Here is a 21,636-nt window from a genome sequence, read left to right as displayed (position 1 = left end):
GAGCTGTTCCTCCCTAATTTATAAGACATTCCCCAGTGTCTTTGAACAGCTTTCATCCCTAATTAAATTGACATAAATTGTCCCCTTCCCTAGGCCATCATGTGATGGTCTTATTTTTTTGTTTCTTTTATCATTTATTTAAAACTTCCTCTCTCTTTCACTCTATGTTCACATGAGGGTCACATCCACCTTTTATAGTATACGTATCGGAGCTGTTCCTCCCTAATTTATAAGACATTCCCCAGTGTCTTTGAACAGCTTTCATCCCTAATTAAATTGACATAAATTGTCCCCTTCCCTTGACCATCATATGATGGTCTTATTTTTTTGTTTACTCTATCTTTTATTTGAAACTCCCTCTCTCTTTCACTCTATGTTCACACGAGGATCACATCCATCTTTTATAGTATACGTATCGAAGTTGTTCCTCCCTAATTTATAAGACATTCCCCAGTGTCTTTGAACAGCTTCCATCCCTAATTAAATTGACATAAATTGTCCCCTTCCTTTGACCATCTTTTATATGATGGTCTTATTTTTTTATTTTCTTGTCCCTATTTTTCAACATAGATTGTCGCAACATCAGAAGAAAAATATAATACGGATCAATCTGCAGCATCTTAAATCAAAAAAGGAGTGAATCATTTCACTCCTTTTTTGACTTGCTTCCTTTTTTCGAACGATATTCTTTTCCTTTGTTATCATTACCTGTTTCAAATTCAGTACCAAACTCCTGCTGGAATTGCCCCGATTTCGGTGAACCTTGATTTCCACTTCCTTGACTACCATTACGATTCGTCATATTTCTCCCTCCTTCCTTTATTAGTAGTATGGTGTTCCATCTTTTTTCATACACATTTTATTTTTTATCATCTATCTACACACGAAAAAAGACCTTCCATATATGAGGAAGGTCTTCTTTTTCATTAGGTAAGCGTTTTCTCACTTATAATTACTTAAATAAGTTTTTTAGAAATAGATATCATTACATTCATTTCATCTTCTGAAAGTGCGGAGAATCTTTCTTGTAAATATTTCTTTTTCTCACCTTCCATTTTCGTAACTAAATCTTTCCCTTGTTCTGTAATCTCTAAATATACAACTCGGCGATCTGATGTAGAACGTGAACGGGTTACAAAGCCTTTATTAATTAATTTTTCTGTAACAGCTGTAATATGACTATTCGATACATTTAATTCGTTAGCTACACGTGATACCATCTCTTTATTCGTACGGTTCAATATTCTAAGGACAATGAACTCATTCCACGGTATGTAACCACCAAATATTTTTCCGATATCATTACGCAATGTGCGAAACATAGCAAAAACATTTGTTGATAGTTCTTCCATTAATTGCTCTCGATTTTGAGACAATTTTGACAGCCCCTTTTATTTCATTTGATTAAATAAAAACCTTATTAATAATTTTACATGAAATCTTACTTTTTGTCACCTTATTTTCCCATAATTCGTATTTTTTCAATATATATTTCATAATACAATAAAAGTGATTTTACAGAAAAAGGAGTTGTAATAGTGGGTGAAGAATACAAGTTTTCTAATCTCAGTCTAAAAGATGAGATTTTTATTATGAGTTTTGTTGTTCTTATTCTTATTATATTTTTTGTATATGTAGGAATCTTTCAAATTACAGGTATAGAATACTCATCACGAACAGCTCTATGGCTCTTTTTTTACTTATCCTTTTCATTTTATCTTAATCTTCTTTAAAGCACTGTTATATCCAATGACGACAAACATGCCAAATTGGCTCTCACTTGCTCTTTTCTCAATCATTGAAATTACGCTAGATTGGTTTGTCATACATACCGACGACGACTGGATAGAGAGCCTACAACCGTCCAACATAGCTGAATTATGTGTCGTACTATTCTTTTTCCTATTAAATAAATTATTAAGTGATAAGAAAGAGTAAGAATACAAGCTTTTCTATATAAAAATTGGTACAATAAAAGCAAATCATACTAAAGAGGTGTTACTTATGAACTTACAAAAATGGGCTGATAAAGGTATGTCCTTTGATACATATGTGAATGAAATGAAAGTAAACCAATACGAGCTACTACACATTTACAATAACTTTTTAATTCCAAATGAATTACTTCCAGTTTTAGAAGAACGTCAAAATGATGGCTGGCGCGTTATCGTATTAACAGCTGACTGGTGCGGTGACGCTCTTTTATGTGTACCTGTTATGAAACGAATTTCTGAAGTTGCAAACATTGATATGAGATTATTAATTCGCGATGAAAACTTAGAATTAATGGATCAATACTTAACAAATGGAACAGCACGTGCGATTCCAATCTTTATTTTCATTGATAAAGACGGAAATGAACAAGCTATTTGGGGACCACGCACTCCAAAAGTACAAGAATTAGTAACTTCAATGCGCGCTACATTGCCTGAAAAAGAAGATCCAACATTCGAGGAAAAACAAAAAGAAATGTATGCTAATTTCCGTGCTACGTTAGCTGATGATACTTCTCTTTGGGAACATGTAATGGAAAGCATGATTGAAAAAGTAGTAAAATAAAAACCTGCCGAGCTCGGCAGGTTTTTTTATTACATAATGAAGAAATAGAATACCGCAGCTAAAATGAAACGGTAATAAGCGAACGGTGTTAGTTTTACACGACCTAATAATTTTAAGAATGAAACAATTGCAAGCATCGCAACAACGAATGCTGTAATAAATCCAGTTGCAAACAACGGTATATCCGCCGCGCTCAAAATATCCCAGCTTTTAATTAAATCTAAGCCACTTGCAGCTACCATCATTGGAACTGCTAAAATGAACGTATATTCAGCTGCTGCTGTATGTGACACGCGAGCTAATAAACCACCACTTATTGTTGATCCAGAACGAGAAAACCCTGGCCAAAGTGCTAAACATTGGAACATTCCGATTGTAAATGCTTGCTTATATGTGATTTCATCTAACGTTCTTGCTGTACTTGGTTTTGAAAACTTCTCAGCAACAATCATTAAAATACCACCAGCTACTAAGCTAATAACAACTGGTCCTGGACCGAATAAAACTTCTTTAATTGCGCTATGGAATAATACACCGAGTATGCCGGCAGGAATCATCCCGATAATGATATGTAATAAATTTAACGATGGTCCATCAGTTACTTTCCCTATTCCAACTAATGACCATAGACGTTTCCAAAATATAACAACAACTGCTAAAATCGATCCCAATTGGATTACAACTTCAAAAACTTTCGCTCTATCGTCTTCAAATCCAATTAAATGTCCTGTTAAAATCATATGTCCTGTTGATGACACTGGTAAAAACTCTGTTAACCCTTCAACAGCACCCATGATTAAACCTATTAACCAATCAGCCACAAGTAGTGCCTCCTTAATAACGAATATGTAATTTTTTCACACCTTATCATAATACCTTATCCCTTTTCAAAGTGCATCCTTTTTTTATTGATTTCATTTGTTGTAGACGCGTATTTCTTTTCTATTTTTTGATTAAATTGTATGATAGTAAGAGTTTGTTTTTTACGTTGAAAGGGGATTTTATGAACGAAACTACTTCATTCTCACAAAAATTAAAGCAATTTGTCTTACTCTTTTTCCCGATTTTTGTAACGCAAATGTCATTATTTGCGATGAGCTTTTTTGATACGACAATGTCAGGACATGCTAGTCCAATTGATTTAGCTGGTGTTGCTATCGGAACGAGTATATGGATTCCAGTTAGTACGGGGTTAACAGGAATTTTAATGGCTACTACACCAATTGTTGCACAACTCATTGGATCCAAGAAAAAAGAGGATGTTCCCCAAGTTGTCATACAAGCAGTGTATTTAGCAATTTGTGCTAGTTTCGTTGTCATCCTTATCGGTTTCTTCGCTGTTTCACCTATTTTAAACGGCATGCGTTTAGAAGAACCTGTAGAACGTATTGCAGCACAATTTTTAAGTATTATCGCGATCGGAATTATTCCTTTATTCACTTACACTGTCTTACGTGGATTTATTGATGCATTAGGAAAAACTCGAACAACGATGATTATTACATTATTATCATTACCAATTAATGTCGTATTAAATTATGTATTAATTTTTGGGCACTTCGGGTTTCCAGAACTTGGCGGTGTTGGTGCAGCAATTGCTTCTGCAGCAACATATTGGTGCATTTTAATTATTACCGTCATTATTATTCGTACGAAAGAGCCTTTCGCATCGTTTAATATCTTCAAACAATTATACCGCCCTTCTCTCGCGAGTTGGAAAGCATTCTTAAAACTTGGCGTACCTATCGGATTTGCTATTTTCTTTGAAACGAGTATTTTCGCTGCGGTAACACTTATGATGAGTAACTTTAGTACGACAACAATAGCAGCACATCAAGCAGCTATGAACTTCGCTTCCTTGTTATATATGACTCCGCTCAGTTTAGCAATGGCGATGACCATCGCGGTTGGATTCGAAGTTGGAGCAAAACGTTACAATAATGCAAAGCAATATGGATTTATCGGAATTGGCTTAGCCCTTGCATTCGCCCTTTTATATTCGATTCTTCTCTATTTCTTTGATGATGAAATTGCTTCTATTTATACGACAGATGTACAAGTTCATCATTTAGCAAAAGAATTTCTTATATTTGCGATTTTATTTCAAATATCTGATGCAATTGCAACTCCCGTACAAGGAGCACTTCGTGGTTATAAAGATGTAAACGCCGCCTTAATTATGACATTGATCGCCTATTGGGTAATAGGTCTACCTCTTGGCTACATATTAGCAACTTATACGGATTGGGCTGCAAAAGGGTATTGGATCGGCCTTATTATCGGCCTAGCGTTTGGCGCAAGCTTTCTGCTTATCCGTCTCTTTCAAGTACAACGAAAATATACAACGCAAAACAGCCGCTAACGATAGAGCGGCTGTTTTCTTTATGCATATTTTTTCTTGTAACGTATAACATAATGAAAAAGAAAGGTGGATACATATGGACGAAAAAGGAAAAAAGCAATCATTCGAAGAAGAATTCGCCCCTGAAATTTCACCTGGATACCGGCAAGATGTACATAAGCCACCTAAATATAAAAACACTTCATTTTTAATGGGCATTACCATTTTCGCTGCTGTATTACTCGTACTCATCATTTTCGTCTATTTTTAAGGAAAGGTGACATATTATATGAAGAAACAAGAATCCAATCGTTCAAAAAGAACTGTGAAAACAGAAAAAGGATATGCAGGAGATTCTGTTAATAAACTTAAACAAGTCGAGCAAGGAAATCTATATATTGCTCAAAAAGAACTTGGTCAACAAAATGAAAACCTTTAAAGTTCCTCTACTCTTTGAGGGGCTTTTTTTATTTTAAATACATATAGAACTGGTTACTATACTTGTCTTCTTAATACACACCTTCCTTCGAATTATAGTTATAGCTCACCACAAAGAAAGAAGATTCTGATATTATAAAGTAGAATAATTCAACTTCCAATTAGAAACGAGGAACAATTATGGATTCTTACAAACAGTATATAAAAGAAGCTTTGCCTAATCTTTCTATACATTCATATAAACAAAATGAAGAAGGATGGGATAATGTAGCGGTTATAGTAAATGATGAGCTACTGTTTCGTTTCCCGCGAAAACTTGAATATGCAAAACGAATTCCGTTAGAAAAAAAACTATGCACACTTCTCTCTCATTCGCTACAAGAAATTGAGGTTCCAAAGTATCGCCTATTATATAAAAATGCTGCTGATACTTTCCCACTTTGTAGTTACTATACTCTCATTCATGGTGAACCGTTAAAAAAAGAAATAGTTACCAAGCTTAAGGATAACGAGCTAAAAGCAATTATTACACAATTAGCTACTTTCCTTGCAACCCTACACAGTATTCCTTTAAAACAAGGTACAACGTTAGGATTCCCTCTTGAAAAAACACTTACCTACTGGAAAGAAATACAAACAAGATTAAATCAATATCTTGCTAACAGTCTTACTTCATTAGAAAAATCATCCTTAAATAGTTTATTCGAAAATTTCTTTGCATGTATAGCTACATCCACATTTCAAAATACAATTATTCACGCAGACTTTACACATCATCACATTTTATTTAATGAGCAAAATAAAACCATTTCAGGAGTTATCGATTTTGGTGATGCTCAAATTGGCGATCCTGCTTTTGATTTTGCGGGGCTATATTATGATTTCGGACATGAATTTACTACATCTGTATATGAGCAATACAGTACACTTATTTCTCGTCATGATCCATTACTCATTCACCGCATCACTAGTTTTTATCAATACAGCCCTTTACTACATAATATTATTTATAACTTTGAAACAAAGAATGAACTTGAATTCATAGCGGGTACAGAACAGCTGAAAGTGATATTACAGGGATGAGATTACATTCTCTCCCTATATTCTTTCTCCTCATACATCATTAACTTTTTATCCATTCCAGCAATAACTTTATACAGTTGAAACGCCTGTAAAATTTGCAGTTGAATTCCAAAAGGAGCATTCTGTTCTTTTAACCATTGAAATACTGTCGTTTCATCTTTCATTGATTATTCCTCCCTTTATTAAAATCTGTTACAAATATACCGTAAATGATGAAAAGCTTTTCATGTCAATAACAAAAAGGGATCCAAAATTGCATCCCTTAATGTACAATATTTTTCTTCTGCGTCGTTTCTTCCTTTGCTTCTTCCACTTGGCATTCACTACGAAAAGCACAACTCATACACTCAGAACGAAAATGACGCTCTGTGTAGTGCTCAGGTTGTTGCAACATTTCTTTCATTCTAAATAAATCATCCATTCCAGTTATAATATCTTCTTGTTTCGGAATGTACTCATACTTAGTCCCTTCCATTAAATTAATAACTTCAATTTTTCCTGGAAGAATGCCGAAAGCTTTATAACTGAATACTGTCATTAACTTCTGACAAAGAGCAAGCATTTCCTCATCCGCGTCGACAACATACTTTTTAATTACAAACGACTTAGTACTCCACTCACCAACTTCAAATGTCAATGACATGTGGACACCTAACTCTTCCATATATGTTTGAAACTTCTCATATAAAAACAATGGTGGTGTCTGACTATCATCCCTTTCAACAAACTGTAGTAAATGATCAGTTAGCTTCGCTAAAACAGTATAGTACTCCGTCTTCGAAGCAAACATATTAATCCTTATTTTTTCCCAATACTTTTCTATTAGTATTAAAAGTACGATTTTCGTTTGTTGGCCCGCAGGTAACGTATAGTACTCGTTAATAATTCGATTCACAATCATTTGTGCTATTTGTTGCCATTCAAACGAAGAAGGTTCTCTTCTTTTTATATGACGGAAATAAAATTTATGCGGACAACGCATAAAATCATACAAATGGTAATCTGTCATCGTTTTGATTGAGATTTTTTCATGCAATTGCTCTTCATCTCCCTTCTGCCATTAAGAAAGGTGTTTTACGAATTCAGCTCCAAACTGTAAACATGTTTCTACATCTTCATCTTCTGGCGTTAATTCTACTTTTAGTCCTTCTAACACAACTGCTGCCCCGCGCTCTTGCAGCTTTTCTATTAAAATGTCAACCGCCACGCCGTATTTCGGATAAGCCGAATCACATGAACCGAATACTGCCGCTTTTTTCCCAGTTAAATCAATAGAATCCATTGCGTCATAAAAATCTAAGAAATCATCAGGAAGGTCACCGTCTCCCCAAGTATAAGCCCCTAAAATAATCCCATCATACTGTTCTAAAATAGAAGCTTCTGGTGAATCCATAATATCAATGACTTCAATTTCATTTTCTGTTTCACGAATTGCACCCGCAATATGATCGGCCATTTCCTCTGTATTTCCACTCATACTTGCAAAAATCATTACTAACTTACTCAACTTAACCTCTCCTTTTATCCTGTATCTCTTTTTCTGTTTGAAGTGTACTTTTCTCATCTACATATTCAGAACGAATTACATTTCGTTGCCATTCAATATGCTGATCAACATCTTTATTTTTATCTTTTAATTCCCTCCGCAGAAGGTGAAATTTTTTTCTCATTAACATGTCGCATCTATTCTATTGATAATAATTATCATTTTCAACTACACTTAGATTAATTAATATTGATTATCAATGTCAACAAATATTTTTTAAAAAATAGTTAAAATGTACAAGCTTGTCCGTTAGCTATTCATATACTATAAATGAGCATAGTTCTTTCTCAGCCCTCTCTGACGGAAAGAAATAAAAGCAACTGCGATAGAGCGCAGTTGCTTTTTTTTATACTTCTCTATTATTTTAGTAACCTTATCGTTGTTTCTAAAAATAATTCCACTCCATAAATTAAAACTGATTCATCTACATCAAATTTGGGATGGTGATGCGGATAACAAGTATCTATCTTCTCATTCCCCGTTCCCAATTTAATGAAGCAACCCGGTGCTTTTCTTAAATATGCTGAAAAATCTTCTCCTCCCATGGAAGGTTCAAGCTTCACAACACGCTCATTCCCAAACAAATGTAGTGCACTTTCTTCTACTACTTTCGTTATATATTCATTATTAATCACCGGATCATATCCATAGCGATACGTATATGTATAATTCCCTCCATGTGCTTTTGTAATTCCTTTCACGATTTGCTCAATTTTCTCTTCTGCTTCCTCTCTTAAAATTTGATTAAACGAGCGTACAGTTCCCATTAAAGTCGCTGTATTTGGAATAATATTATCAGCCGTTCCCCCATGAAACTGCGTAACTGAAACTACCCTTTGCATGAAAGCACTTGTGTTCCTTGATACAATATGTTGTAAATTTGTAATAATCTGCGCCCCAATAGCGATAGGATCTATCGTTTCTTCTGGTCTTGCCGCATGCCCTCCTTTCCCATGAATTTCAACTGTAAATACGTCTGGTGCTGCCATCATCGGTCCATACACAATTCCGATCTTCCCACTTTCCAATCCAGACATAACATGTAAACCTATTACATAATCAACACCATCCATAACACCTGCCTCCACCATCTCTTGTCCGCCGCCGGGATACACTTCCTCTGCATGCTGAAAGAAAAGACGAATTTCGCCTGCAAAATCTTCCTTCATATTTGCTATCGCCTCTGCTGTACTTAATAAAATAGCTGCATGTGCATCATGCCCGCATGCGTGCATGACACCTTTATTGACGGATGAATAAGGATTTAGTGTCTCTTCTTGAATTGGTAATGCGTCTATATCCGCTCGAATCGCGACTACTTTCCCTTTTTTTACGCCCCTTTTAATCGCTAGTACACTATATTTTGTTGGCCTCGTTACTTCAAAAGAAGAAAATGAACACAACGTATCATATATAAATTGCGAAGTTTCTTTTTCATGAAACGATAATTCCGGATACTTATGGAAATGTCGTCTCCATTTCATAATATTTTCTTCTGAAATAAGACTCTGCCACACTCTATTCATGATAATTTCCTCCTTTTAAAAAGATCGAGAAATTTAAAGTTTTCTCAGGCTCTACCGATTAATAAAAAGCAAATATTATATTTTTACGTATTCTTATAGTCCGCTTTTATATATTCACACAATCCACTTTCTATTTACATGTCAAACCCATTACAAATTCATGCTGAATGTAATATAATTGCTAAGTTAGGGATTTTCTTTTTTAGTATTTAGTGCTAATATCAGAAAAGAGCCTTTCGTCTTATTTTTACCTAAAATGTGGAATTTTGTTTTTTTCACAATAATGTAGGACATGATACCTACAAAGAGCTATTATTTCATTAAGAGAGGGAAAGACATGGAAAGATTAAAAGAGATATGGTCTCGACCACTCACACAATGGGTTGCAAAGACGGTTTATTACCTTGCAATTTTATTTGCATTGCTTTGGTTGTATGGATTCCATGATACAAACACAAGTACATTTATTTACAACGAATTTTAGGGTGGGAACGTTATGAAGTTATTAGAACAAATTGAAAAGTGGGCTGCAGAAACGCCTGATCAAGCCGCTTTTGTTTGGCGAGATGCGAAAATTACGTACAAACAATTAAAGGAAGATTCTGATGCGTTAGCACATTGGATTTCTTCTGAGTATCCAGATGATTGTTCACCAATTATGGTGTATGGCCATATGCAACCTGAAATGATTATTAACTTTTTAGGATGTGTAAAAGCTGGACATGCTTACATTCCTGTAGATTTATCTATCCCAGCTGATCGTGTACAGCGTATCGCTGAAAATTCTGGTGCGAAATTACTTTTATCAGGAACAGAAGTAACTGTAACTGATTTACCAGTTCGCATTATAGGTGAAGACAACTTAAAAGATATTTTCTTTACTCATAAAGGGAACACTCCAAATCCTGAACATGCGGTAAAAGGTGATGAGAACTTCTACATTATTTACACATCAGGAAGCACAGGTAATCCGAAAGGGGTTCAGATTACTTATAATTGTCTTGTTAGCTTTACAAAATGGGCTGTAGAAGATTTCAACCTACAAACAGGACAAGTATTCTTAAACCAAGCACCTTTCTCATTCGATTTATCTGTAATGGATATTTACCCATCATTAGTAACAGGTGGTACACTTTGGGCAATCGATAAAGATATGATTGCACGTCCAAAAGACTTGTTTGCTTCTTTAGAGCAATCGGATATTCAAGTATGGACTTCAACACCATCTTTCGCTGAAATGTGTTTAATGGAAGCATCTTTCTCTGAGAGTATGCTACCGAACATGAAAACATTCTTATTCTGCGGTGAAGTGTTGCCAAATGAAGTAGCTAGAAAATTAATTGAGCGTTTCCCGAAAGCAACAATTATGAATACGTACGGTCCAACAGAAGCTACTGTCGCTGTAACAGGTATTCACGTTACAGAAGAAGTGCTGAATCAATACAAATCACTTCCAGTTGGCTACTGTAAATCAGACTGTCGCCTTCTTATTATGAAAGAAGATGGCACACTTGCACCTGATGGTGAAAAAGGTGAGATCGTAATTGTCGGTCCAAGCGTAAGCGTTGGATATTTAGGCAGCCCTGAATTAACAGAAAAAGCATTTACTATGATTGACGGCGAGCGTGCTTATAAAACAGGCGATGCTGGCTATGTTGAAAATGGTCTTCTATTCTATAATGGTCGTCTTGATTTCCAAATTAAGCTTCATGGTTATCGAATGGAATTAGAAGAAATTGAGCATCATCTTCGTGCGTGTTCTTACGTAGAAGGAGCAGTTATTGTTCCAATTAAAAAAGGTGAGAAATACGATTATTTATTAGCGGTTGTTGTTCCTGGAGAGCATTCGTTTGAAAAAGAATTCAAATTAACATCTGCAATTAAAAAAGAACTCAATGAGCGATTACCAAACTACATGATTCCACGTAAATTCATGTATCAATCTTCTATTCCAATGACACCAAATGGAAAGGTAGATCGCAAAAAATTATTGAGTGAGGTTACAGCATGACCGCATATGGATCATTTTATTTTTTCGCTATAGTGGGCATTTTATTAATACCTACTATCATAGCTGGATTAAAAGGTAAAATGTTGCGTAAATATAATGCCGTTTTAACATTAGTAATGCTTGCTATTATCTTCTCTGATAAACCAAAGCAAGCGATTATGTTAGCCGCATTTATTATTTGGCAATATGCCCTTATTAAAGGCTATTTACTTTTAAGAAAACAAAATAATAGTACATTCACATTTTGTATAGCTGTTATTTTATCGATTTTACCGCTTATTTTGGCAAAAATCGCACCCTTTGTACCTGAACTAAAATTTGTTGTATTTTTAGGAATGTCCTATGTAACGTTTAGAGCAGTACAAATGGTATTCGAAGTTCGCGATGGCTTAATTAAAGAACTTTCCTTCTTTAATTTCTGGGAATTTGTTTTATTCTTCCCTGCTATCTCAACAGGACCTATCGATCGTTACCGAAGATTTCAAAAAGATATTCAAAAGCCACCTAGTGCAGAAGAATATCAAAATTTACTATATACAGGGTTAAATCGTATTTTCCAAGGTTTTCTGTATAAATTTATTATTGCTTACTTAATAAAACAGTATTTTATGGATCCGGCATTCGCTCAACACGATACAATCCTTTCAAATATGATTTACATGTATAGCTATAGCTTATATTTATTCTTCGATTTTGCTGGTTATAGCTCATTTGTAATCGGTGTAAGTTATATGATGGGGATTAAAACGCCAGAAAACTTTAATAAACCATTCATTAGTCGTAACATTAAAGACTTCTGGAATCGCTGGCACATGAGTTTATCATTCTGGTTCCGTGATTTTATTTACATGCGTTTCGTCTTTTTTGCAACGAAGAAAAAGTTAATTAAAAACCGATACACAATTTCGTATATCGGTGCATTTTTAAACTTCTTCATCATGGGAATATGGCATATTACTGGTGAGCATGTATATCAATACATTATTTATGGTCTTTATCACGCTGCCTTGTTTATTTTATTCGATATTTTCGAACGAAAAAACAAGAAGCACAAGTTTTGGCCAAATAATAAATTTACGCATGTCCTTGCAATTGTAATTACGTTCCACGTTGTATGTTTCGGTTTCCTAATCTTCTCTGGACACCTTAACAGATACTTTTAATGCACCCTTCTTATTCCATTAAGAAGTTGCACATATAATATATTTCGGATATAAAGGAGATTTTAAAAATGGCAGAATTCAAAGAGCAAGTATTAGATATTTTAGAAGAAGTATGTGAAAACGATATTGTGAAAGAGAACTTAGATGTTCAATTATTTGAAGAAGGTATTCTTGATTCTTTCGCTGTAGTATCTTTATTAGTTGAATTCCAAGAGCGTTTAGATATTGAAGTTTCTATTTCTGATTTTGACCGTGATGAGTGGGCTACACCAAATATGGTTATTAAGAAGTTGGAAGAAATCCGATGAACAAAGCAAAATTCGGTCCGATGCTTTTAGCATTGGCCCTTTTTGCTGTATTCTTACTTATTCCAACGCGCTTTCTACTTCCACTTTTAAGTGATGAGAAAGTAGAACAAGCTGCGACTTCTTTAAAAGAAGAAAAGATTCAAAGTATGATTTTACAGCAAAAGATGTTAGCAGATCCGAAATATCTTCCGATGTACGGTTCATCGGAATTCGCACGTATGGATGCTTTCCATCCATCGAATTATTTCAAAGTAAAGCCTGAAGGGTTCACACCATTCCTTCTTGGACGCGGGGGAACACAAGACCTTGTACATGTGTTAAACTTTGCATCTACAATGGATCAATTGAAAGATAAGAAAATGATATTCGTTCTTTCTCCGCAATGGTTTGTACCACAAGGTATTGATGAAACGCACTTTGCACCTAACTTTTCAAAACAACAGGGCTATCACTTCATTTTCAACGATGATTTAAAACCTGAAATGAAAAAACAAATTGCAAAACGTTTATTAAGCTTTGAGATCGTTAAGAAAGAAACTTTACTTAAAATTTCGCTTGAAGGTATCGCCTACGATGATACAAAGTATAAAGTAAAAGCACTTGCTGCTAAACCTTTCGCTTATATTTATCGTAACATTTTAGATCGTAAAGATTTATTTACAGTAATGTTTGATATTAAACCGCATAAAGAAACGCTTGATCCATCATTGAAACAAATGACCTGGGAAGAAGCTCGTAAACATGCGGATCAAACAGGTGCAGTAGAATCAGGATCTAACGAATATGGTATCGAAGATGATTACTTCAATAGCAAAATTAAGAAGAAATTAAAGCAACGTGAAGGCTACTTAAAAAATGATTCGTATGACGAATCACCAGAGTATGAAGATTTACAAATTGTACTTGATTTATTAAAACAATCTGGTGCAAAACCACTCTTCATTTCTGTTCCTGTAAAAGGTCCTTGGTATGATTACGCAGGATTCCCAAAAGAAAAACGCGAATTATACTACAATAAAGTTCATGAGCAAATTACGAAAGCTGGCTATCCAATTGCTGACTTCTCAAATCATGAATATGATAAGTACTTCTTAAAAGATCATATGCATTTAGGTTGGAAGGGCTGGGTTTACATCGACGAAGCTATCCAACAATTTTATAAAGCAAACTAACGAAAAGACCGCTTGAATTATTCAAGTGGTCTTTTTCTATATACATTTTGTAATTGTTCGATTACATTCTCTGCTTCATTCATGACACGTTTCACTACGTGCTGAGCGGATTCTACTCGCGCTAGTGATGATGCTTGCCCGGCCCAAAGCGACATGTATTCTCCTTTATTTTGCTTCGCTGCTTCTTGGCGTATTTTAGAAGTTAATACGTTTTGCACAGGATACATTGGCAGTTTTTCTTCTTTTCCTTCATGTTTCTCTATAAATTCATTGCGAATCCCCCGTGCATATTTCCCGGAAAACGCACGGGTTACAGTTGTACTCGTGTCTGTACTTTGTAAAATCGCTTCTTTATATACACCATGCGTAATACTTTCTTCACTCGTTAAAAAGGCTGATCCCATTTGCACAGCTTCTGCTCCAAGTGCAAATGCTGCAACAAGCCCTTGTCCGTTCATTACACCACCTGCTGCGATAATTGGAATATGAGGTACTGATACGACTAATTGCGGAATTAGCGCGAACGTACCAATCATAGCATCTTGTTCTTTCCCGATAAACGTTCCTCTATGCCCTCCTGCCTCGCTACCTTGTCCGGCGATAATATCTACCCCTAATTCGGCAAGTACTTTCGCTTCTGCCACATGAGTAGCTGTTCCGATGACTTTTATTCCTCTTCTTTTTAAATCATCTATCTCTTCTTGTTCTAACGTTTGGAATGCAGAGCTAACGACTGGTACCTTCTCTTCTAATAGCACTTGTAATTGTTCTTTATAGCTTGTTGGAAGCTTTAATACCTCTTCTTCCTCTATACCTAATTCTCTATTCACTCCACTAAGTAATTCTTTCGCCCCGTTTACCTTCTCTTCTTCTATCTGTACCTCTTTTGTTAAAAGTAAATTAACACCAAAAGGTTTATCTGTTAGTTTCCTTATTTTATAAACCGCTTCACGAATTTGTTCTGGGCTCATATAACCTGCTCCAAGCGTTCCTAATCCTCCGCTATTACTTACAGCTGCAACAAGTTCTGGTGTTGTAATAGCACCTGCCATACCTGCTTGAATGATGGGATACTTAATTTGCAATATATCTGTTACTCGATTTGTAAACATCATTTCCCTCCTGTCCCCTTTATATCTTCTTTATTTGCCAAGCTTTCCCCTCCTTTTACAAGGGTTGAACTTCATATGAAGCGAATATATTGAATTAGAAGGAGGCTGAGAACAATGATTTATCCAAATGCATTAAAGCAAGGTGATACAGTAATGATTATTGCACCGTCTGGCCCACCAACACTTGAGAATGTATTAAAAGGTGTGAACGTATTACAAGAAATGGGGTTATCCGTAATAATTGGGAAGAGTGTTTATGAAAAGTATGGATATTTAGCTGGAAGTGATCAAGTTCGTCTTGATGACATACATGAAGCCTTTACAAATCATGAAGTAAAGGCCATTTTCTGTGCACGAGGTGGTTACGGAAGTGCTCGCCTTCTCCCTTACATTCAATATGAAATCATTCAACAAAATCCCAAAATTTTTTGGGGATATAGCGATATTACAGCTTTACATACTGCTTTTTCACGTTATGCAAAGCTTGTTACGTTTCATGGTCCAATGATTGAAGAATTAGGAAAAGGTATAGACTCTCTCTCTTTATCTTCTTTCAACCAACTATTCCATCCGTATTCATCGATCTTATCCGCCTCAGAATGTATCGTACCTACCTCTCCATGTACAGTTACAGGCACATTAGTTGGAGGGAATTTAACTGTGTTAACAAGTATAATAGGCTCGCCCTACGAGATAAATACGGCTAATACACTTTTATTGCTTGAGGACATTGGGGAAGAGCCGTATCGCATTGATCGTATGTTAAATCAGCTACTTTTATCTGGAAAGTTTCATGAATGCAGCGGTGTTATTTTCACAAGTTGTCATGACTGTATTCCTTCTAAACCATCCCAATCATTGCAAACAATATTATATGAATATTTCACACCATATCATATACCAGTACTATTCGGTTTACCGATTGGACATATAAGTCCAAACATCGGTATTCCCCTTGGAGCTACAGCAACAATAAATACAAATAATAAAACACTCTCGATTTCTTCTGGTATAGCCACTCCATGGTCAAATTAAAAAGGAAAAGCAATTACGCTTTTCCTTTTACTTATAATAATTAAAAATTCGTCCAGATGCGATATCCGCAATTTCTTCTGGAATAAATGTTTTACTTATATCCGTACCAACATTTAATACAGCAGTCGCATCTTTCTCAATGCTACTAAATAATTCTTTTCCACGTATCGTAATAAGGGGTGTACCTTCTGGCAACACATCTTTTACAAATTCTAATTGTGTAAAGAACGGCACGATCCATCTACCCTCTCCTTGGAAATGACGCAAACGAAGTGTTCCTTCTGTTGCCCCGTCCTCTGCTTCTAGTGAACCGGCAACATAAAACTCCGTTGATAGGAGCAATTCATAAAATTCTTTTTGCTTTTGTTTATTATCTCCTGCTAAAACAAGTACTTCTTCTATTTTCTTTACTGGAATTTGCTTCATATGATGCCACCCCTATTTTCAAAATGATTATACTTAGATTATACGAAATATTCTTATTTTTTTCTACATAATTCCGTAATTATTTTCTCAAAATAATTTTAATACTTCTTTTGTCGTCACAATCGTAGCAAATTCTTTATGTAAATTTACAAGTGTCATATTATGAATAGCCTCTGCACTATATTCTACCCCGTCTGGACCTGTACGATTAAAAGTAGCCGTTGCATCGCTCACTAAATACGTTGTAAACCCTAAATTACCTGCCATCCGTGTTGTAGTTTCCACACAATGATTTGTCGTTAATCCTACAATTACTACCGCATTACATTTTTTCTCTCTTACTTGTTCTTCTAAATTTGTCCCAATGAACGCGCTATTAACAGATTTTTGAATAATCACTTCATCTGGTAGTGGTTTCACTTCTTCTTTAAAGTTTACTGTTTCTGCTTGTTGGTAAAACATCGACTGAACATCTTCTTTATTTACATGTTGAATATGAAAAACTGGTCGCTTACTTCTTCTCCATTCTTCTAATAAACTTTTCATATTTTCTTCGGCAAAAAGATTATTTCTCTCGCCCCAGTACGGTAATTGAAACGCCTTTTGTACATCAATTATGATAAGTGCTGTTTGATTGGTCATCATTCTCTCCTTAATTAGGCTGTAATTGAAACAGAAAACCAAGTTGCTGCGACGCAGTAATAAAACAAATATAAGCACAAAGCTCTACAATTTCTTTTTCCGTCCAATATTGTTTTAATACACGAAACATATTATCATCTATCGCCTTTTTGTCATGGACAAATGTATGCGCCAAAGTAACAGCTACACTAATTTCTTCTACCTTTTGCATATCATCTGGTCTTCCCTTTGCCATGCAGTACGGACATTCATTCCCATGCGCCAATGTTCTTCTTACTTGCTCCTTTAATTCTGCCGAAAGAGTTCCTTTGTTATACAGTGTATTTTCTAACGTACTCCATGAATGTAATATATCTCGATTATGCCCTAATAACTTTTGAAACTTTGTATCTCCTACATTTGATAATGAAATTCTCTCCATCATTTTCCCTCCTATTTTCTTCTATTTTATTGTAAAATAAATAAAGTTCTCTTTACATTTCATATGAATCTTAATTTACATTTTTTCTTTACAAAAAACATCATTTTACTGGAGGTATATTTACAAATGCAATTAGATCGTGTTGATCGTAAAATTTTAAATGAATTATATAATGATAGTCGCCTTTCGATGCGCGAATTGGCCAAACGAGTAAATTTATCCGCTCCATCTACTGCAGAACGTGTTCGTAAACTCGAAAGTGAAGGAGTTATTCAAAAATACACAATCGATATTGATTATAAAAAAGCAGGACTTGTTTTAGATTGTATTTTAGAAATCACTTTAAAAAATGGTGATACAACACGTATGCAACAGTTTATTCAATCTTATCCATCTGCAAGTTTTTGTTACCGAGTAACAGGAAGCTTATGCTACATCGTAAAAATTTCTGTCCCTTCACTCGTTGAACTTGAAGAATTTATCAATGATGTTTCTTCATATGCAACGACAGTTTCTCATATCGTATTATCAGAAGTATCTCTTACTCCAGACATTGAACATATTTTCCCAGAAGATTAATTAATTTTTATTCATAAAAATATAAAAAACCCCTTACAATAAGAATAAAAATAATATATTATGTATTAAAATACATAAAGTTCGAGAAAGGGGCTTTACATTGAAAATCTGGTTTTATGAAAAAACGACACAATTAGATGACTTGCTTGGTATTTGGGACAATGTTCCGACCATCCCTCGAATTGGTGAAAAAGTGGAGCTTTTAAAAACAGTTCGGATCGTTACAGATATTAAATATGTAAAGAACGGTAATAATTTTCGTGTAGAAATTATTACAAATTAAAAAGTAGCTCCTAAAGAGCTACTTTTTAATTATCTATTATGCGCTTTCTTTATAACAATTGTATCTTCTTCTACCGATACTGTTACATAATCATTTTCTTCTAACCGAAGCTTATTTACAGCTTCATCTGGTAGTTCTACAGCCATCAATCTATCTGTTACAATCACTTGACTATACACTTCATTTTCTTGTGATACATTCACTACTTTTTCTTCATTTATGAAGCGCATCGGCGGCACACCCACTTCTTTTACTATACGCCACTGTTTCCATATGTAAGGAATTAACCAAAGTAATCCGACAATCGTAAAACCAATGCCGATCCATAAATTACTTTGTGCCTGCAATTCAGTAATTGAAATTGCATCACTTCCCTCTCCACCTACAAATTGCATACTCGTTGCAATCAAATTATTTAATGCGTGCACAGCAATATTCGTCCATATATTTTTCGTCTTTATGTATAGAAGGCACATAATAACACCGAACATGAAAGCACCGATAACATCAAAATGTCCTAGACCAAAGATGAGTGAAGATATAATTACAGCTCGTTTAATCCCCCATTTATAAGCCATTCGCTGCAAGAAAAAACCTCTAAAAATAACTTCTTCCATAATAGGCGCTAATACACATGCTGAAATGAAAGTAAATATTGTCATATATATGTTACTCGTATTAATTACATTTCCGTCTTCTAACATACTCACTAGAAAATTAGGTAACGTGTGTGCTAATATGTAAAATTGAATATGAGATATACCGACTGAAAAAACCATTCCCATTATCGTCGCTAATAAAATGAGCCCCCACGATAAACGACTTGGCTTATCAAAAAAACTTTGAAACACAACATTGTTTTTATTTGTTTTTACGTATAACCAAAATAACGGAAATACAAAAAATATAGTTATTTGTGAAATAACCTCTAACGTATTATCTGAAACATTTGATAGACCTAATGGGATCATCGTAAGGAACAATCCTATAATCATCCATCCAAAAAAACTACGCAGCCTTATACGTGAAAATGCATATTGCATATCAAACACCTCCAAAGATAGTAAAAAGTAAAGCATTAATCAATGTTTTACGGGCAATCCATCTCCTACAAATGGCGGGATAACTAAATTATAATATGAATATAGTTGAAATTATTCCTATTTTTCTCATATACTTTCAAACAGCATATCTCTTAAAATATATAATAATCATTTTATTTAACATACCGTATCGCTTTTCTTCAAGTTGAAAGATAGGAGAAAGTTATGTAATAAAAATCCCCGTTTTTACAAGCGGGGATTTCTTTTATTATAATACGTCACGTTTTTGGAATAATACACTTGATGCTACAAGTAGTACAGCAAAATATGCAACTACAAGTAATAATGAAGTAATAAACGTAAATTCTGTAAATGGTGGTTCCATTCCACCGCTTACTAATTTATTGCCGTCGTAAACACTTAAATTCAAATGGAAAAATACCACAAATTTTGCTACACCTTTTGCAAACATTATTAGTACCATATTAATTGCTCCTTGTAAGAAGAATAGGAACATCGTAATAATTAATGGTAATACAGATTTTCTGAATACGTTTGCTAAGAAAAATGCAAGTGTTGCAAAGAAGAACGGTGAAAGTAATTGATACAAAATGGACTTCATTACAATCCCTAACGTTAATTCTGTTTTACTACCATCCATTACAATTCCGCCAATAATCATTGCAATTAACGAGCTTGCAAGTATGATAAATAATATCGTAAGTAACACTGTAATATATTTAGAAAACAAAACTGTACTTCGTTTTCTTGGACGTATTAATAACTGCTTAATTGTACCTTTTTGGAATTCATCAGTAATCATACGAGAAGCAATCGTAATTCCAAAAATTGTTGCAAATAAAGTAATTAAACCAATCTCTGAACTTGCAAAATCTAAATATGATCCTTTAAACTCATGTCCTCCTCCCCATTTTAGCATCGCTAAAACTCCCAAAATCTCCAATACTGCAATGACACCAATTAAAATATACATACCTTTTTTCGCATGTAACTTTAAAAATTCATTTTGAATTAATTTAAACATTACGCTTTCACTCCCCCAGTAATCGCTAAGAACTCATCCTCTAATGTTTTATTTTGAACAGTAGCTCCGTATACAAGCACATCGGCATTTACAAGTTTTTTTACAAGTTGTGGAATGTTCTCTTTTGTTACAGATACCATGATTACATTTCCTTCTGTTTTACCTTTAATGATTTCATTCGCTTTCTGAACTTCATCTACTTCAAAGGCTACAACTACTGCCTCATCGTGTTTCGCTTGTTCATGTAAATTGTACTCCTGTACAAACTCACCTTGTTTAATAATAACAACGCGGTCACACATTAATTCAATTTCACTTAATAAGTGACTCGATACAATTACTGCAATATTCTCCTCTTTCGCTAAGCGTTGTAAATAATCACGAATTTGACGAATACCAGCTGGATCTAATCCATTTGTTGGTTCATCTAAAATTAAAATTTTTGGCTGATGAAGTAATGCCTGTGCAATTCCTAAACGCTGCTTCATACCAAGAGAATATGTTTTGACCTTTTTATGAATCGCATGCTCTAATTCCACCAATTTCACAATCTCATTAATGCGCTCTTTACTAATTGGTGTAACAGCCATGTTCGCAAAATGCTTTAAGTTTTGCATTCCTGTCATATAATCATACAGCTCAGGATTTTCTACAATCGCTCCAATTTGTTCTAGCGCCTTTTCACGCTCCGTGCGAATACTGTGTCCCCAAATTGTAATATTGCCTTCTGTCATTGAAATAAGACCTGTCATCATACGGATCGTCGTTGTCTTACCACTACCGTTCGGTCCAAGGAACCCGTATACTTCTCCCTCGCGAACCTCAAATGATAGACCACGAATAATTTCTGTTCCACCGATTTTTTTTCGTACATTTTCTAATTTTACTACTACGTTTCCCAAT

General features: G+C 34.7%; 28 protein-coding genes and 1 pseudogene. 14 read left to right on the top strand and 15 right to left on the bottom strand.

The genetic code is table 11. From position 1 onward, the window contains the following. Positions 1–646 precede the first annotated feature (646 nt). Together MR065_RS05485 and MR065_RS05480 are read right to left on the bottom strand one after the other, a co-directional pair. Positions 647–802 carry an imidazoleglycerol-phosphate dehydratase gene (locus MR065_RS05485; protein ID WP_097903532.1) on the bottom strand — a complete coding sequence of 52 codons (156 nt, stop codon included), beginning with the start codon at positions 800–802 and terminating at the stop codon, positions 647–649. Positions 803–956: 154 nt separating this feature from the next. After that, a complete protein-coding gene (locus MR065_RS05480; protein WP_141436318.1) occupies positions 957–1,376 on the bottom strand; it encodes a MarR family winged helix-turn-helix transcriptional regulator in 420 nt (139 codons plus the stop codon). Positions 1,377–1,538: 162 nt separating this feature from the next. Between MR065_RS05480 and MR065_RS05475 the strand changes: the two are divergent. Both MR065_RS05475 and MR065_RS05470 read left to right on the top strand, forming a co-directional pair. Further along, positions 1,539–1,938, top strand: a pseudogene (locus MR065_RS05475) (YrvL family regulatory protein). Positions 1,939–1,971: 33 nt separating this feature from the next. Beyond that, a complete protein-coding gene (locus MR065_RS05470; RefSeq protein WP_242212771.1) occupies positions 1,972–2,559 on the top strand; it encodes a thioredoxin family protein in 588 nt (195 codons plus the stop codon). A gap of 29 nt (positions 2,560–2,588) precedes the next feature. Here MR065_RS05470 and uppP read toward each other — a convergent pair whose 3' ends face one another. Further along, positions 2,589–3,380 carry a bacitracin resistance undecaprenyl-diphosphatase gene (gene uppP, locus MR065_RS05465; protein ID WP_070141441.1) on the bottom strand — a complete coding sequence of 264 codons (792 nt, stop codon included), beginning with the start codon at positions 3,378–3,380 and terminating at the stop codon, positions 2,589–2,591. Positions 3,381–3,562: 182 nt separating this feature from the next. On the opposite strand from uppP, the gene MR065_RS05460 reads away from it, so the two are divergent. From MR065_RS05460 to MR065_RS05445, 4 genes are all read left to right on the top strand, one after another. Further along, positions 3,563–4,921: an MATE family efflux transporter gene (locus MR065_RS05460; protein WP_242212766.1), complete on the top strand. Its 1,359-nt coding sequence runs from the start codon at positions 3,563–3,565 to the stop codon at positions 4,919–4,921. A gap of 76 nt (positions 4,922–4,997) precedes the next feature. After that, positions 4,998–5,171 carry a 2-isopropylmalate synthase gene (locus MR065_RS05455; protein ID WP_097903528.1) on the top strand — a complete coding sequence of 58 codons (174 nt, stop codon included), beginning with the start codon at positions 4,998–5,000 and terminating at the stop codon, positions 5,169–5,171. Between the two features lie 18 nt (positions 5,172–5,189). Further along, the gene (locus MR065_RS05450; RefSeq protein WP_097903527.1) at positions 5,190–5,339 is read left to right on the top strand and encodes a hypothetical protein; all 150 of its coding nucleotides are present in this window, start codon (positions 5,190–5,192) and stop codon (positions 5,337–5,339) included. Between the two features lie 179 nt (positions 5,340–5,518). After that, positions 5,519–6,421 (top strand): aminoglycoside phosphotransferase family protein, encoded by a 903-nt coding sequence (locus MR065_RS05445; RefSeq protein ID WP_242212765.1) that lies wholly within the window; start codon positions 5,519–5,521, stop codon positions 6,419–6,421. Between the two features lie 2 nt (positions 6,422–6,423). Here the strand turns inward: MR065_RS05445 and MR065_RS05440 are convergent, their stop codons facing one another. The 5 genes from MR065_RS05440 to MR065_RS05420 form a co-directional block, all read right to left on the bottom strand. Beyond that, positions 6,424–6,585 (bottom strand): hypothetical protein, encoded by a 162-nt coding sequence (locus MR065_RS05440; RefSeq protein ID WP_242212764.1) that lies wholly within the window; start codon positions 6,583–6,585, stop codon positions 6,424–6,426. Between the two features lie 98 nt (positions 6,586–6,683). Further along, positions 6,684–7,457: a hypothetical protein gene (locus MR065_RS05435; RefSeq protein WP_242212763.1), complete on the bottom strand. Its 774-nt coding sequence runs from the start codon at positions 7,455–7,457 to the stop codon at positions 6,684–6,686. 24 nt (positions 7,458–7,481) lie between these two features. Then, positions 7,482–7,928, bottom strand: coding sequence for a flavodoxin (locus MR065_RS05430; RefSeq protein WP_097903523.1), 447 nt, complete (start codon positions 7,926–7,928; stop codon positions 7,482–7,484). A 1-nt stretch (position 7,929) separates the two neighbouring features. Continuing rightward, complete coding sequence (locus tag MR065_RS05425; protein WP_242212772.1) at positions 7,930–8,091, bottom strand: hypothetical protein; 162 nt, start codon at positions 8,089–8,091, stop codon at positions 7,930–7,932. Positions 8,092–8,326: 235 nt separating this feature from the next. Continuing rightward, positions 8,327–9,493: an amidohydrolase gene (locus tag MR065_RS05420; RefSeq protein WP_242212762.1), complete on the bottom strand. Its 1,167-nt coding sequence runs from the start codon at positions 9,491–9,493 to the stop codon at positions 8,327–8,329. Between the two features lie 337 nt (positions 9,494–9,830). On the opposite strand from MR065_RS05420, the gene MR065_RS05415 reads away from it, so the two are divergent. The 5 genes from MR065_RS05415 to dltD all read left to right on the top strand — a co-directional run bounded on the left by MR065_RS05415 (position 9,831) and on the right by dltD (position 14,147). Next, complete coding sequence (locus MR065_RS05415) at positions 9,831–9,977, top strand: teichoic acid D-Ala incorporation-associated protein DltX (protein ID WP_000440293.1); 147 nt, start codon at positions 9,831–9,833, stop codon at positions 9,975–9,977. Positions 9,978–9,989: 12 nt separating this feature from the next. Then, positions 9,990–11,504, top strand: coding sequence for a D-alanine--poly(phosphoribitol) ligase subunit DltA (gene dltA, locus MR065_RS05410; RefSeq protein WP_242212761.1), 1,515 nt, complete (start codon positions 9,990–9,992; stop codon positions 11,502–11,504). Continuing rightward, complete coding sequence (dltB, locus tag MR065_RS05405) at positions 11,501–12,667, top strand: D-alanyl-lipoteichoic acid biosynthesis protein DltB (RefSeq protein ID WP_097903519.1); 1,167 nt, start codon at positions 11,501–11,503, stop codon at positions 12,665–12,667. The genes dltA and dltB overlap by 4 nt, the downstream gene beginning before the upstream one ends. 68 nt (positions 12,668–12,735) lie before the next feature. Then, the gene (gene dltC / locus MR065_RS05400; protein ID WP_000807310.1) at positions 12,736–12,975 is read left to right on the top strand and encodes a D-alanine--poly(phosphoribitol) ligase subunit DltC; all 240 of its coding nucleotides are present in this window, start codon (positions 12,736–12,738) and stop codon (positions 12,973–12,975) included. Beyond that, on the top strand, positions 12,972–14,147 hold the full coding sequence (gene dltD / locus MR065_RS05395) for a D-alanyl-lipoteichoic acid biosynthesis protein DltD (protein WP_242212760.1): 1,176 nt from the start codon (positions 12,972–12,974) through the stop codon (positions 14,145–14,147). The genes dltC and dltD overlap by 4 nt, the downstream gene beginning before the upstream one ends. A gap of 17 nt (positions 14,148–14,164) precedes the next feature. Here dltD and MR065_RS05390 read toward each other — a convergent pair whose 3' ends face one another. Then, entirely contained in the window at positions 14,165–15,259 is a 1,095-nt protein-coding gene (locus MR065_RS05390) for an NAD(P)H-dependent flavin oxidoreductase (protein ID WP_242212759.1), read from the bottom strand. 114 nt (positions 15,260–15,373) lie between these two features. Between MR065_RS05390 and MR065_RS05385 the strand changes: the two genes are divergently transcribed. Next, positions 15,374–16,294, top strand: coding sequence for a S66 peptidase family protein (locus MR065_RS05385; protein ID WP_242212758.1), 921 nt, complete (start codon positions 15,374–15,376; stop codon positions 16,292–16,294). A gap of 27 nt (positions 16,295–16,321) precedes the next feature. Here MR065_RS05385 and MR065_RS05380 read toward each other — a convergent pair whose 3' ends face one another. The 3 genes from MR065_RS05380 to MR065_RS05370 all read right to left on the bottom strand — a co-directional run bounded on the left by MR065_RS05380 (position 16,322) and on the right by MR065_RS05370 (position 17,786). Next, entirely contained in the window at positions 16,322–16,720 is a 399-nt protein-coding gene (locus MR065_RS05380) for an SseB family protein (protein WP_242212757.1), read from the bottom strand. A gap of 87 nt (positions 16,721–16,807) precedes the next feature. Next, complete coding sequence (locus MR065_RS05375) at positions 16,808–17,362, bottom strand: cysteine hydrolase family protein (RefSeq protein ID WP_242212756.1); 555 nt, start codon at positions 17,360–17,362, stop codon at positions 16,808–16,810. Between the two features lie 10 nt (positions 17,363–17,372). Then, positions 17,373–17,786: a carboxymuconolactone decarboxylase family protein gene (locus MR065_RS05370; protein ID WP_313895150.1), complete on the bottom strand. Its 414-nt coding sequence runs from the start codon at positions 17,784–17,786 to the stop codon at positions 17,373–17,375. 123 nt (positions 17,787–17,909) lie between these two features. Here MR065_RS05370 and MR065_RS05365 point away from each other — a divergent pair, with 123 nt between their 5' ends. Continuing rightward, positions 17,910–18,362 (top strand): Lrp/AsnC family transcriptional regulator, encoded by a 453-nt coding sequence (locus tag MR065_RS05365; RefSeq protein ID WP_001175498.1) that lies wholly within the window; start codon positions 17,910–17,912, stop codon positions 18,360–18,362. 100 nt (positions 18,363–18,462) lie between these two features. Further along, positions 18,463–18,645 (top strand): DUF3913 family protein, encoded by a 183-nt coding sequence (locus MR065_RS05360; protein ID WP_025150950.1) that lies wholly within the window; start codon positions 18,463–18,465, stop codon positions 18,643–18,645. Between the two features lie 29 nt (positions 18,646–18,674). On the opposite strand, the gene MR065_RS05355 is transcribed toward MR065_RS05360, so the two are convergent. From MR065_RS05355 to MR065_RS05345, 3 genes are all read right to left on the bottom strand, one after another. Continuing rightward, positions 18,675–19,688, bottom strand: coding sequence for a CPBP family intramembrane glutamic endopeptidase (locus MR065_RS05355; protein ID WP_242212754.1), 1,014 nt, complete (start codon positions 19,686–19,688; stop codon positions 18,675–18,677). Positions 19,689–19,956: 268 nt separating this feature from the next. Beyond that, entirely contained in the window at positions 19,957–20,733 is a 777-nt protein-coding gene (locus tag MR065_RS05350) for an ABC transporter permease (protein ID WP_242212753.1), read from the bottom strand. Next, positions 20,733–21,635, bottom strand: coding sequence for an ABC transporter ATP-binding protein (locus MR065_RS05345; protein ID WP_242212752.1), 903 nt, complete (start codon positions 21,633–21,635; stop codon positions 20,733–20,735). Before MR065_RS05345 ends, MR065_RS05350 begins: the two co-directional genes overlap by 1 nt. Between the last annotated feature and the right edge of the window lies 1 nt (position 21,636).

Source organism: Bacillus cereus group sp. BfR-BA-01383 (assembly GCF_022663495.1).
Taxonomy (GTDB): Bacteria; Bacillota; Bacilli; order Bacillales; family Bacillaceae_G; genus Bacillus_A; species Bacillus_A cereus_AU.
The sequence above is the reverse complement of the archived record's forward strand: the minus strand, read 5'-3'. Positions and strand labels throughout refer to the sequence as shown.